Origin of the sequence: Priestia sp. J2 (assembly GCF_020790095.1) — a bacterium.
Taxonomy (GTDB): Bacteria; Bacillota; Bacilli; order Bacillales; family Bacillaceae_H; genus Priestia; species Priestia zanthoxyli.
The window spans coordinates 3,267,174-3,279,512 of the sequence record NZ_CP086208.1; the positions used below are offsets into that span (position 1 = coordinate 3,267,174).

The 12,339-nt window shown below is 38.3% G+C and carries 21 protein-coding genes; 5 read left to right on the plus strand and 16 right to left on the minus strand.

Annotated features, from left to right (window positions below; genetic code table 11):
* Positions 1-103: 103 nt before the first annotated feature.
* From LJY09_RS16755 to LJY09_RS16765, 3 genes are all read left to right on the plus strand, one after another.
* A complete protein-coding gene (locus LJY09_RS16755; protein ID WP_028414558.1) occupies positions 104-430 on the plus strand; it encodes a PadR family transcriptional regulator in 327 nt (108 codons plus the stop codon).
* Entirely contained in the window at positions 431-970 is a 540-nt protein-coding gene (locus LJY09_RS16760) for a DUF2812 domain-containing protein (protein WP_028414559.1), read from the plus strand.
* A gap of 95 nt (positions 971-1,065) precedes the next feature.
* Positions 1,066-1,242: a hypothetical protein gene (locus LJY09_RS16765; protein WP_165573543.1), complete on the plus strand. Its 177-nt coding sequence runs from the start codon at positions 1,066-1,068 to the stop codon at positions 1,240-1,242.
* A gap of 26 nt (positions 1,243-1,268) precedes the next feature.
* Here LJY09_RS16765 and LJY09_RS16770 read toward each other — a convergent pair whose 3' ends face one another.
* From LJY09_RS16770 to LJY09_RS16830, 13 genes are all read right to left on the minus strand, one after another.
* Positions 1,269-2,045 (minus strand): sulfite exporter TauE/SafE family protein, encoded by a 777-nt coding sequence (locus tag LJY09_RS16770; protein WP_028414560.1) that lies wholly within the window; start codon positions 2,043-2,045, stop codon positions 1,269-1,271.
* Positions 2,046-2,115: 70 nt separating this feature from the next.
* The gene (locus LJY09_RS16775) at positions 2,116-2,340 is read right to left on the minus strand and encodes a sulfurtransferase TusA family protein (RefSeq protein ID WP_028414561.1); all 225 of its coding nucleotides are present in this window, start codon (positions 2,338-2,340) and stop codon (positions 2,116-2,118) included.
* A gap of 24 nt (positions 2,341-2,364) precedes the next feature.
* On the minus strand, positions 2,365-3,492 hold the full coding sequence (locus LJY09_RS16780) for an MBL fold metallo-hydrolase (RefSeq protein ID WP_028414562.1): 1,128 nt from the start codon (positions 3,490-3,492) through the stop codon (positions 2,365-2,367).
* 62 nt (positions 3,493-3,554) lie between these two features.
* Entirely contained in the window at positions 3,555-4,106 is a 552-nt protein-coding gene (locus LJY09_RS16785) for a sulfurtransferase TusA family protein (RefSeq protein WP_228307335.1), read from the minus strand.
* Positions 4,107-4,161: 55 nt separating this feature from the next.
* Positions 4,162-4,458 carry a rhodanese-like domain-containing protein gene (locus LJY09_RS16790; protein WP_221781335.1) on the minus strand — a complete coding sequence of 99 codons (297 nt, stop codon included), beginning with the start codon at positions 4,456-4,458 and terminating at the stop codon, positions 4,162-4,164.
* Between the two features lie 22 nt (positions 4,459-4,480).
* Positions 4,481-4,837, minus strand: coding sequence for a rhodanese-like domain-containing protein (locus LJY09_RS16795; RefSeq protein WP_221781336.1), 357 nt, complete (start codon positions 4,835-4,837; stop codon positions 4,481-4,483).
* A gap of 27 nt (positions 4,838-4,864) precedes the next feature.
* The gene (locus LJY09_RS16800) at positions 4,865-5,347 is read right to left on the minus strand and encodes a DsrE/DsrF/DrsH-like family protein (RefSeq protein ID WP_013058040.1); all 483 of its coding nucleotides are present in this window, start codon (positions 5,345-5,347) and stop codon (positions 4,865-4,867) included.
* A gap of 46 nt (positions 5,348-5,393) precedes the next feature.
* A complete protein-coding gene (locus tag LJY09_RS16805) occupies positions 5,394-5,621 on the minus strand; it encodes a sulfurtransferase TusA family protein (RefSeq protein ID WP_014459166.1) in 228 nt (75 codons plus the stop codon).
* Positions 5,622-5,712: 91 nt separating this feature from the next.
* The gene (locus LJY09_RS16810) at positions 5,713-5,973 is read right to left on the minus strand and encodes a metal-sensitive transcriptional regulator (protein ID WP_014459165.1); all 261 of its coding nucleotides are present in this window, start codon (positions 5,971-5,973) and stop codon (positions 5,713-5,715) included.
* On the minus strand, positions 5,963-6,328 hold the full coding sequence (locus tag LJY09_RS16815; protein WP_221781337.1) for a sulfurtransferase: 366 nt from the start codon (positions 6,326-6,328) through the stop codon (positions 5,963-5,965). Before LJY09_RS16815 ends, LJY09_RS16810 begins: the two co-directional genes overlap by 11 nt.
* A gap of 343 nt (positions 6,329-6,671) precedes the next feature.
* Positions 6,672-6,989 (minus strand): hypothetical protein, encoded by a 318-nt coding sequence (locus LJY09_RS16820; protein ID WP_115654424.1) that lies wholly within the window; start codon positions 6,987-6,989, stop codon positions 6,672-6,674.
* Positions 6,990-7,290: 301 nt separating this feature from the next.
* The gene (gene fabI, locus LJY09_RS16825) at positions 7,291-8,070 is read right to left on the minus strand and encodes an enoyl-ACP reductase FabI (RefSeq protein WP_115654427.1); all 780 of its coding nucleotides are present in this window, start codon (positions 8,068-8,070) and stop codon (positions 7,291-7,293) included.
* A 130-nt stretch (positions 8,071-8,200) separates the two neighbouring features.
* The gene (locus LJY09_RS16830; protein WP_014459158.1) at positions 8,201-9,073 is read right to left on the minus strand and encodes a LysR family transcriptional regulator; all 873 of its coding nucleotides are present in this window, start codon (positions 9,071-9,073) and stop codon (positions 8,201-8,203) included.
* A gap of 114 nt (positions 9,074-9,187) precedes the next feature.
* Here LJY09_RS16830 and LJY09_RS16835 point away from each other — a divergent pair, with 114 nt between their 5' ends.
* Together LJY09_RS16835 and LJY09_RS16840 are read left to right on the plus strand one after the other, a co-directional pair.
* Positions 9,188-10,081, plus strand: coding sequence for a DMT family transporter (locus LJY09_RS16835; protein ID WP_221781339.1), 894 nt, complete (start codon positions 9,188-9,190; stop codon positions 10,079-10,081).
* Between the two features lie 160 nt (positions 10,082-10,241).
* Positions 10,242-10,670: a hypothetical protein gene (locus LJY09_RS16840; RefSeq protein ID WP_228307336.1), complete on the plus strand. Its 429-nt coding sequence runs from the start codon at positions 10,242-10,244 to the stop codon at positions 10,668-10,670.
* Between the two features lie 82 nt (positions 10,671-10,752).
* Here the strand turns inward: LJY09_RS16840 and LJY09_RS16845 are convergent, their stop codons facing one another.
* The 3 genes from LJY09_RS16845 to LJY09_RS16855 all read right to left on the minus strand — a co-directional run bounded on the left by LJY09_RS16845 (position 10,753) and on the right by LJY09_RS16855 (position 12,329).
* On the minus strand, positions 10,753-11,244 hold the full coding sequence (locus LJY09_RS16845; protein WP_014459156.1) for a GNAT family N-acetyltransferase: 492 nt from the start codon (positions 11,242-11,244) through the stop codon (positions 10,753-10,755).
* A 23-nt stretch (positions 11,245-11,267) separates the two neighbouring features.
* Positions 11,268-11,450, minus strand: a complete 183-nt coding sequence (locus LJY09_RS16850) for a hypothetical protein (protein WP_016764961.1) — start codon at positions 11,448-11,450, stop codon at positions 11,268-11,270.
* A gap of 168 nt (positions 11,451-11,618) precedes the next feature.
* Entirely contained in the window at positions 11,619-12,329 is a 711-nt protein-coding gene (locus LJY09_RS16855; RefSeq protein ID WP_014459154.1) for a GntR family transcriptional regulator, read from the minus strand.
* Between the last annotated feature and the right edge of the window lie 10 nt (positions 12,330-12,339).

Below are 12,339 nucleotides of genomic sequence, written 5' to 3' on the forward strand. Positions count from 1 at the left end.
CAATTATAGACCTAAAATTTAACATTTTCTATTGACTATTTATATCATTAAATGATATATATTAATTAACGATATATCGTTTAATGATATAAGGAGGTTGAATATGCCGCGAAACGATTCATTAGAGACGGGGGAACTTACCGACACGTCTTACTACATCTTAGTGTCCCTCATAGAAGCAAAACACGGGTATCTTATCATGAAAACCATTGAAGATATGACCAATCAACAGTTTTCGATTGGACCTGCATCTATGTACACTACAATTAAAAAACTTCTTGCAGCTGAGTTAATCATGCTTTATGGCGAAAGCAAAGACAAAAAGAAAACGTATGTTGCAACAGAAAAAGGAATTCAGTTTTTAAAAAAAGAAATTCAGCGTCGCAAAGAAATGATTAAGCACGCTGAAGATATTTTAGGAGGTTTATAAATGAAAAAGACAAAATACATACTGAGCGGCGGGACTGCTTTTGCCGAAAAAGAAGATTTACAAAAGCTCAGCGACTATGCAAAAAAAGGCTGGCTTTTAGACCGTTGGGCTCTTTTTGGATATACATTAAAAAAAGGAAAGGCTCAAGAGCTTCAATATTCACTAGATTTTCAAGAACATGCAGATGATGAATATTTTTTGCTTTTTAAAGAAGCCGGATGGCAGCACGTTTGTTCAACAGGTCATGCTATGCATATTTTCAGCGCATCTCCGGGAACAAAACCTATTTATTCCGATGTAGAAACGATCATTGACAGATACGAACGAGAAAAGCGTTCTGTAGGAAAAGCAGCTCTATCTATTCTTGTCGCGATGGTGTTTCTGCTGCTTTTTGACGTTATGAGCTTATACGGCTGGCTTCCGGAAGCAGTAGGTACAATAAGCGAGATTTTATTAGCGATTTCAACAGTAATTTTAGTATTTCCAGGACTTCCTTACCTTGCGTATCAGCGTAAGCTAAAAAAGCTTAGTAACATCTAAAGAGATTCCCTTTTCATTGACCTGCCGTATAAAACTCGTTATAATCCTTATTAACTCGATAAGATTTAAAGGTTTTAGTACAGGAGTGATGAAAAGTGAAATGGCTTCATTTTCTGTTTAATGAACGATGCCCAAAATGCAAGCAAGTGTTAAATACATCAAAATCTAACGCACTTCACGCTACTGTTGTGAAAGTGTGTCCGTCTAACCACTATCAAAAAGAATTTCATCCTGCGCTTGAAACGTATGTGGAAAGTGATGAAGTGCTATAAAAAAAGCTATGGGAATCCATAGCTTTTTATAGTAGCCCCCACCAAATCTTAATTGCCGTTGCTAGAATCAAACCGGCAAGGATCCACTGAAGCACTTTTGTATTCATTTTCTGACCAACTTTTGCACCGACTGGAGAGGCAATTAAACTTGCCGCAACTAAAATAAGTGCCGGTATAAATGGGACTTGATGGGTCACCAGCTTTCCAACCGTTGAACCAATGGAAGAAATAAAGGTAACGGCTAGTGAAGTTGCGATGGTTATTCGAGTTGGAATTTTAAGCACCACAAGCATCACAGGAACTAAAATAAAGGCTCCTCCTGCTCCTAACACTCCTGCTACGGCTCCGATAAGCAGTGATAAAATAGAAGCTAATCCTTTATTGAATTGAAGTTCGCCTTCTTTTATCTCATCTACATTTTTCTTTGGAATAAACATCATAACAACCGCAATAAGAGCTAAAACTCCATATACAACATTTAACCCTTGTTCATTCATATAATGTGAGCTGTAGCTTCCAAGCATGCTTCCGATTAGAATATTGCTGCCCATATATAAAATTAATGATTTATTTAAAAATCCACTTTTTCGATATGCCCATACGCCGCCTATTGTCGCAAAGAACACTTGAATGGCTCCTGCACCTGAGACTTGATGAGCCGTTAGTGCTCCTACTCCTACTACTGGGGGAATATATAACAGCATCGGATAATTAATAACAGACCCGCCAATACCGACCATACCGGAAATAAACGACCCAATAAATCCAATAAGAAAAAGCGTGATGATAAACGTAAGATCCATCTATAGTCGCTCCGTTTCATATAAGGAAAGGGTACCTTTTACAAGAGATACCCTTTTCATCCATTATTTCTTATCCTTTTTTAATCCAAAATTTAAGAACGTCGCCTTCTTCTGTCTGAAGAAGCTCATGACCGCCAGATTTTGCCCAAGCTGCAAGGTCATTTTTCGCTCCTTTATCCGTTGCGTGAATTTCTAACACTTGACCTGGTTCTAGTTCATTCATTGCTTTTTTTGTTTTAACAATCGGCATTGGACATGCCAGCCCTTTTGCATCTAGTACTTTATTTGATTCCATTTCTCTCTCTCCTTTGTTTAGGTTTTAGCGAATCGCACAGCGGTTTGGTCCAATTTCCATTTCACGCTGTTTTTCTTCATCTGGGATTACTTTTCCCATGTTGGTTTCACGAATTTCTTGATACGCATTCGGCTGCGGCGGTAAATTATCTGTTACTAAGTGTCTGAACTCTGCTTCGTTTTCAATATTTAATCCGTGATTTTTTGCAAACAACGTACCTAACTTTTCAGCTACGCTGCCGTTGTCATTTAGCTCATCAATAATCATAAAGTGAGCTGGTAATACGATTAACTCATCTGATAATGCTTTATAGCGTGTATAAAGCGTCTCGCGCAGATCGCCTACCCAGTCTTCAGCCATACCAGCTAAATCAGGACGTCCAATTGAATCAATGAACAAAATATCACCTGAAAGCAAGTATTGATCGTCTACGATAAAAGAAGTTGATCCAATCGTATGACCCGGTGAATAAAGAGGCTGAATCGTAATCATTGTGTTACCAATCACGACATCGCTGCCTTCTTCTAAAGCCTTGTAGTCAAAAACCACTTCTTCTGCATCTTTTGGAGGCAGCCAGTACGCTGCATTTGTTGCTTCCGCAATAACTCTTCCTCCTGAAATGTGATCTGCATGAAGGTGCGTATCAAACACATGCTTAACAGTGACGCCAAGTTCTTTGGCAAAGTTGATGTACACATCTGCCATACGCGTCGCATCAATAATAGCCGCTTCACCGTTTGATACAATCATATAAGATAAGCATCCTTTACCGATACGAACAAACTGATAAATTTCTCCGCCGTCTTTTAAATCTCCAACTTTAACAGGCTCTAAATATTCACTCCACGCTTTCATACCGCCTTTAAGGTACGATACGGTAAGTCCCGCTTCTGAAAGCATGTCAGCTACCATCACGGATGAACCTTCTTTAGCACAGACAACTAATACTTCTTTATCAGAAGGGATTTTTTCTAAGATTTCTTCTACTCCGTCTAAAAGATCGAAGTATGGAACATTTAAATGCTGAAATTGATGACCTTCAATTTTCCAATCGCTAAAATCACTTTCGTTACGAACGTCTAAGATAAATAGCGGTTCTTTATTGATAATTTTAGATGTAACTTCTTTTGCAGTAAGTACATGTACTGTCATATTAAAATACCTCCTTAGGTATATAAACTATCAAAATTTTTTAATTCGCTATGCTCAATTGATTATTCTACTTTACCCGTCCAGTCACGCATACCAGGAACCACATTAACCAAGTACTTAAATCCTTGCTTCTTCATCGTTTGGCCTGCCATTTCACTTCGTCTTCCAGAGTGGCAAATAATATAAATTTCATCTTCTTTATTTAACTCATTGAAACGTTTTTCTACTTCACCAAGCGGAATATGAACAACGCCTGGAATATGAGCTTCATCGTATTCTTCTACTTCGCGAACGTCTAAAATATGAAGATGTTTATCATTTTCTACTTTTTTCGCAAATTCTTCTAATGAAATTTCAGGAATTGGCGTTACGCTTTCTTCGGCACCGCCTTTACGAAGAAAGTGGTGAAGAACGTCACCTTCTATTTCTGTCCCTAAATACTCATGACCTGTGCTTTTTGCCCACGCTTGTAAGTCAGCCGTAGAGCCTTTATCCGTTGCTTGGATTTCTAACACTTGACCTGCTTCTAATTCATTCATTTTTTTCTTTGTTCTTACGATTGGCATTGGACACGCTAGCCCTTTTGCATCTAATACGAAGTTTGCTTGCATCATTTCTATTTCCTCCTTGGCTCAAATACTAGTAGGGGTATATTTCAATCCAAAAAAATTAGACCGTCTCCCCTTTCCACTCCATCATTCCACCGGTCATATTCGTTACACTGTAGCCTTGCTGTTCAAGAAAACGAGCTGCCATACCGCTTCTGCCGCCAGAACGACAGACAATAATGTAGTTCTTTGCTTTATCTAATTCATGCATACGGAATTCTAATAAAGGAAGCGGGATATTTAACCCGTTTGGAATTTTACCTGTTTTTACTTCCTCTACTTCACGCACGTCTAAAATGTGAATTTGTTTTTGGTTCTGTACTAATTGTTCTACTTCTTGTGCTGCTATTGTCTTCACGCTACGTCTCCTCCTTCTTGATTTATCTCCACGTATTCATGCCGCCTTTAACGTTGGTGATGGATGTAAAACCTTGCTTTTTCAACAGCTTACTTGCTTTCATACTTCTCATTCCGCTTTGACAAATAACGACTACTTCTCTGTCTTTTGAAAGCTGGCCTGTTTGCGCTGGCAGTTCTGATAAAGGAATGTTTCGAAATCCTTTAATATGTTTGGTACGAAATTCATGTGGTGTTCGCACATCGATAAACTGGTTATGTTTATTTTTTAACTTTGCTTTTAAATCCGTTGTGGCTATTTGCTGAATACCTTTTACGGGTGCAAAACGCTGATACAAAAACCACAGCAGAAAGATGATAATAAGCGCATTGATAATCATATTAATCCTCGCTTCATGAGCTATCTTTTAGATGAATAAGTTTACGTTTCCGTCTTCTGCGTCGGCTAAATACGCCGCTACGCCTGCATATTCAATATTATCTAGCAGTTCTTTTTCCTGTAACCCTAGAAGATCCATCGTCATCGTACAAGCCACTAGCTTCACATCTTGTTCCTGTGCCATTTCAATAAGCTGCGGTAGCGTTAGGGCATTATGCTTTTTCATTACGTTTTTAATCATTTTAGGTCCCATACCTGCAAAGTTCATTTTAGATAAGCCCATTTTATCCGCACCGCGCGGCATCATTTTGCCAAACATCTTTTCTAAAAATCCTTTTTTCACCGGCACCATTTCTTCTTTACGAAGCGCATTCAATCCCCAAAACGTATGAAATATCGTCACTTCATGGTCATAAGCAGCCGCTCCGTTGGCAATAATATAAGCTGCCATCGCTTTATCATAATCACCGCTAAATAATACGATTGTTGTTCGTTTCTTTTGTTCAGTCATATTGTTCCTCCTATTACCCTATGGGGTATATTTATTTCTAAAAAAATTAGCCTTTTTGAATGTAAAAGATAAATGTGCTGCCTTCTTCTTTAAAATCAATGAGCTCGTGTCCTGTTGATTTTGCCCACGCGGTTAAGTCACTTTTAGCACCTTTATCTGTCGTTTGCACTTCTAATACTTGGCCTGTTGTTAAAGTATCCATTGCTTTTTTTGTTTTTACGATTGGCATTGGACACGCTAATCCTTTTGCATCTAAAACTTGATCAATTTTCATAGTAGCTATCTCTCCTTTTATATACATATACCTGTAAGGGTATATTATTTTAAATAATGATATTCGTCAACCTTAAATAAGGTGACAATGATTAACGACTTTTCACTAACAGCTGTACAGCTTCTTGCACTAACCCTTCGGTTGGCTCTCCATGCTGCAGGCTCTCTCTGACGCACTGTTCAAGATTGCTGCTCACAATAACTCCCATCGTGCGATCAATGGCACTTCTTGCAGCCGATAATTGAGTTACGACGTCTCGACAGTCTTTTCCTTGCTCCATCATGCTAAGCACGCCTTTTAGCTGCCCTTCAATTCGACGCAGCCGATTTTTCACTTGCTGGTTATACTCCATAATCGAATACCCCTTTCTTTCCTTTGCTTTGACACTTACACGCTGCTAATTCATAGCTGCGCACTTGAAAACCTTTTTTTCGTAAGAACCGTACGCCTAAATTTAATTCCACTCTATCTTCGGCAATTACATGAACGCTGCCCTGTGGAATTTCTGAATAAAAGCGTTTGAGGTACGCATACGGCATAACTAACCCCTTAGAATCATGAACTTCATGGTAATGGCGAATATCTACAATCGTTCGCCCAAGTTCTTTCGCTTCAAGTTCACGCATGCACTGTATTCTTTTAACAGGATAATAACGTCTGTATGCGATAAATGAAATAGCAAGCAACAACACTGCTATATATAGCATAACAATCACCGCCTTGCTATTGAATTGATGTTGTTTACATGCTTTATAATATACCCCTATAGGTATATTGTCAAGCGATAAAATTATATTTAATTTTGCTGATTTACATGGATCCTTTCATATGAACCAATCCACTTTATACAGCTTAGGAATCATGAATGTTTTCTTTAACCTGCTTTATTGTGTGTACCCCCTACCCTATAGATCAAACATACTTTTCCGTTTTCATGCATCACCTGGGCTCATATAAATTACTAGAAAATAAGCTTACTGCATCATTCACGTCTACACACAAAAGATCCAGTTCCCAAGGAGAACTGGATCTTTTGTGGTAAAAAGCTGATTAGCTTTGATGATAAATATTATGCCATTGATTCCACGAACTGTGTGGATGCTGCTGGTGCCACTGATTCCATGGTACATATGGATTTTGCTGATGCCATTGATTCCACGTACCGTGCGGATACTGCTGGTGCCACTGATTCCAAGGTGTGTATGGATGTTGTTGATGCCATTGATTCCATGTCCCGTGCGGATACTGTTTGTGCCACTGCTCCCAAGGTACATGTGGATGTTGCTGATGCCATTGATTCCACGTGCCGTGCGGATGCTGATGATGCCATTGTTCCCATGGAATATAATTCTGCTGTCCTTGATGCATATTTCGTCAACTCCTTTTCCTTTGCCACATCATATGTTCTTTTTAGGATTTAGAGCTTATCTATTTTAAAATATAGGCGGTTAGTTAATTATGAATTAAATTACGTATTTCTTCTCTTTACTTATAGGCATGAGCTCTTGTTTTACAAGTGGAAGCACGTATTTATCTAGAAGTATAGAATGAATATTTCTTATCATTCACCTTATTGCTAATAATATTTCTTTAAGGGATCTGTGTTTTTTGGGATGCATTTGTCTTCCCATGAAAAAAACACCTTCTCATTCGAGAAGGTGTTTTGGAATTAACCTACAATATTATAACCAGCGTCCACGTGTACGATTTCTCCCGTTACGCCGCGTGAAAGGTGGCTCAGTAATACAACCGTCATGTCGCCAACTTCTGCTTGCGTTACGTTACGCTTAAGAGGTGCTTTTTCTTCAACATGGTGAAGAATTTGGTTAAAGTCAGAAATGCCTTTCGCTGCAAGTGTACGAATTGGGCCTGCTGAAATCGCATTTACGCGGATATTGTCTTTCCCTAAGTCTAATGCTAAGTATTTTACTGAAGACTCAAGCGCTGCTTTTGCTACGCCCATTACGTTATAGCCTTCAACTGCGCGCTCTGCACCAAGATAGCTCATCGCTACAAGAGAACCGCCTTCTGTCATAAGAGGTTTTGCTGCTTTCGCTACTGCGATAAATGAATAAGCGCTTGTATCTTGAGCAAATGCATATCCGCTTCTTGATGTATTAATAAACTCGCCGTTTAAATCTTCTGAGTGAGCAAACGCAACAGAGTGAATAACTCCGTGAACTGTGCCTACTTCTTCTCCGATTTTTTTGAAAGCTGCTTCAATACTTTCGTCGCTGTTTACGTCACATTCAGCAATTAATGATGCTTGAATTTCATTTTTTTCTAAAAGCTTGTTCAATTTTCCTAGTGAACGTTCTTTACGGTATGTAAAAATTAAGTTTGCTCCTACTTGATGAAGGGCTTTTGCAACACCCCAAGCAATACTTCTGTCGTTGGCAACTCCCATAATCACAATGTTCTTGTTCTTTAATTGTAATAAATCTTCCATATTATCCTCCAAAAAAAATTAGTCATCAATGATGACTAATAGGTAATTGTATAGCTTTATTATAGCACAAAGATGCTCTTAGTTCCTAAGAGTCTTATGAATTAACCGATTTTGCTTTATAAATAATCTCTTACTTGTCCGAATTTTGCAGCCATGCTTGCGTTGTTTCAGCAAATTTTTTGGCTGCAGGTGAAAGATGATAACGAGTAGCTAGACCAATTGAACGGTAGCTGTCCACTTGAAATGGAATCGCACGCAGCTCTTGCGGGATAGAATCCAAAAGCATTTCAGGTAAAATGCTAATGCCTAAGTGATACGTAATCATCGATAGGATAGCACTTTCATCCATTAATTCAAAGCGAATTTCAGGCTGAACCCCCTGTTCTTCAAACAATTGCTTAATATCATGATATCCGCCGTATGTCGGCATAATAAACGGTTCTTTCTCTAAATCTTTAAAGGAAACGTTTTTTTGATGATACAAAGCACTTTGATTTGATACGACACACAGCAGCGGGTCTTTTTTTAAAGGGATAATATGAAATTGACTTGAATGCGTAATGTTAATAAAACCGCAGTCTATTTCTCCGCTCAGCAGCCACTGTTCAATTTCAAGATAATCGCCTTCTTTTAGCTGAATTTGAATGGCCGGATAGCTTTTTTCCATCAGCTGAATAATTTCAGGGAGCCACTTGGTGGATACGCTTTTAAAAATCCCAACTTTAATCGTTCCTTTTGCAAGACCTAAGAGACTGGCTGCTTCTTGATGAACTTTTTCATTTTCTTGCAGCACTTTCCGAATGGCAAGAAGCATCGTTTCGCCTTCTGTTGTTAAGGTAATACCTGATCTGTTTCGATTCACAAGCGGAAATCCAAATTCTGTTTCGAGATTTGTAATGGCATGACTGACCGCTGACTGCGTGAGTGCCAGCGCATCTGCCGCTTTTGTAAAGCTTTTCACTTCAGCTACTTTGTTTAAAATTTCATATTTCACTAAGCTCATTTTATCCCGCCTTAACATGAATTTAATTCACGTTCATCATTATAAAGATTCATTTTATTAATATCAAATTCCTTTGTATACTGTGAGTACATCATAAACAATGGAGGGTTGAACGTGAGTTACCGCACGCGAGCAAATATGATGATGGTTGGTGTAAATGTATTTTGGGGCATGTCGTACGTGTTTATGAAAATGGGGCTGGGTTCGCTCGGGTCATTTACTATCATTGCACTCAGATGTTTAATTGCTTTTTTGGTTGCCGGACTGTTTTTCTATAAGCCTTTACTACATATCACGCGCAAAACGATTTTATCATCAGCTATTTTAGGCTTTTTACTATTTTCCGTTTTTTCGTTTGTCACGTTTGGCGTCAGCATGACGTCTGCTTCAAATGCCGGATTTCTTGTCAGTTTAACGGTCATTTTTGTTCCGTTGCTCAACTGCTTGTTAGTAAAGAAGCTTCCTTCTTGGCCGATTGGACTTGGAGTTATTGTTACCCTAACCGGTATAGGTGTGTTAACTTTAAAGCACTCCTTTCATATGAATACTGGTGATGTACTTTGCATCGGAACGGCGCTATGTTATGCCATTCATATTACCTTGACCGGCACGTTTACGAAAAATGAAAATCCAATTGCACTCGGCATTTTACAGCTAGGGTTTGCTGGATTATTTGCACTGACTTGCAGCTTTTTATTTGAACACCCCAGCATTCCAACTACGTTATCATCATGGATTGCGATTTTAGGTCTTGGCGTTCTTTGCAGCGCGATTGGATTCATTTGTCAAGCCATTGCGCAGCGCTACACAACTCCTACTCACACAGGACTTATTTTTGCAACGGAACCGATTTTTGCTGCGCTGTTTGCCGTCCTCTTTTTGCATGAGCTGTTTACGCTTAAAGACCTTGTTGGTTCTATTATTGTGATTGCGGGGATTTTAATTGCTCAATTAGACGATTTACTATTAAAAAAAAGAGTTCATTACCAAGAGACTTTGCCAAAGTAAAAGCCGCTAGATAAGAACCTAGCGGCTTTTGTTATGAAGCTAAGGTATGAGCTTTCTTTTAGCAGCCCTAACACTATTTCCACTTTTATTTTAATAGATGCTAGTATTTTTCAGACTACCTTGCTATTCTATATAAAAAAGTACGTCTAGGTGAACGACTGTGAAGCTTATTAAACGAATACTTGCAACTATTGCTTCATCGATATGCGGCGGTGCGGTTTGCATCGAAATATTTGAATTAAATTCCCTTGGCTATACAAGTATAGTAGATTATTTATCGACTTTGCTTATTGGTGTGTATCTTACCGCTCCATTTATTATTATAGTAGGCATCCCTTGTTCAATAGCTATAGCAAACATCATGAAATACATAGCTTCATTTCAAATATTAATTGAACTAATCCTATATCTTCTTTTCGGTATCGTGGGAGCACTCGCCGTATTAACTTTATTTTTGCTAAGTGACGGAATATCGGCTTTTAGTCTCTTTCCGCGAATCCTTATTGTAACGTTGAGCTGCTCATTGCCGTTTGGGTTATCTTCTATACTCATAAACAAGCTATCTAAAAAGACGGTCTATTATACATAGACCGTCTTTTTAGATGCTTTGCTACAGACATATCGCTATCGTTCATTACACTAACCGATATGATTTTGCATAAAGGCTAAGCTTATACCTTATATGTATAAAACTTTTTATCTACGTTCATCACCGGAAAATTCGCAGGCAGCTTTTCTTTTTCTATATGTTGAAATCCATTTTTCTCATAAAATCGATGCGCAGCCCTATATTGTAACGTCGTTCCTAAGTATATTCTTTCTACTTCCCTCTCTTTTGCCCACGCGATGGCTGTATGCAATAAACGGTGAGCTGTTTTGAAGGTGGCTCCTCTATAAGACTTTGCTACAAACATTTTCCGTAGCGCTACTTGGCGGCTTCCAATGTCTATTAAAGCTACGCTTCCCACTACTTTTTCGTTGCAAACAGCAACCCAAAAGTTTCCGTTTCCCTGTTGATAAAAGCTTTCGATTTTAAATAAATCGGGCTGATCTTTCTCCGTTATTGGAATGTGATATTCTTGCTGCTGAATAGGAAGAATTAAGTCCACTACTTCTTGTTGATACTTACTAGCATATGGCTGAATGATGATACTTTCACTCAAAACCTCCACCGCCTCTAATCAGTTTACTCCATCTTATTTTTGGCTGTTTTTAATACTGCACAGCCTATGTTCATTATAAAACCAATTACGGCACCTGCAAGAATCGATATCACACCTACAGCGATAAAATCGCCTTTAGTCGGCTGAAATAAATTCATGGAAAGCAAACCAAACATAAAAAGCATTGGAATAAGATAGCTCAGCATCTTTTTCAACTTGGCACCTCATTTCCTTATTTCTATAAACCTTGTAACCATTTTATCGTATATTAATTTCCTATTTATTACAATCTTTATCTTCTTTCATGTTTTTATCAAAGAAATGAAAAAAGTGCCTGCCTCTTGTTCCTTGGTAATTGAGAGACAGGCACTTTTTTATAAAACATGACTCGTTGCTTGTAAAAAGAACTGCGACTGTTCGTAGTTATATGTCACTTTTGAAAAGTCAAACGGCTGGCCGTTCGCTAAATGAAAAAGTGTTTCAATAAATAATTTAGGATCGCCTTCTTTTAATCCTAAGTACTTTGCTTCTTCTTCGTTCAGCTTGCCGACGTGAAGATATAGATCAGAAAACCCGATTTTTAAGCCAAGGCCTTCTTTAATGTAATGAAAAATAGACTGAGAAACAATTTCGTTATTTAAGTACGTAACGATGGACTTATTATAAAACGATTCTTCCAGACAAAGCGTCTGGCCGTTAATATACCGTACTCTTTTTACATAATAGACGTCGCTATTTTCTTCTATGTTTAAATTTAACGCCGCTTCTTGCGTCGGTTTCCGTACATCTAGCTCAATTACTTCCGACGTTAACTGAAAATCTTCAAGTTCACTTGTAAATCCTTGATTGGAAAGCAAGCCAATATATCCTTTTCGTTTATGACGACGGACAAAAATGCCGCTTCCTCTTACTTGAAAAACAACGCCTTTTTTCTCTAATAGATCTAAGGCCTTTGTTACCGTACTTTTACTCGCCTCAAATTGTGCCATCAGCGTTTCTAATACCGGCAGCTTGTCTCCTTGCTGAAGCTTGTGTTCTTCAATATAGGTTTCAATTTCAATTGCAATTTGTTGGTATTTGATCATAGCTATACCT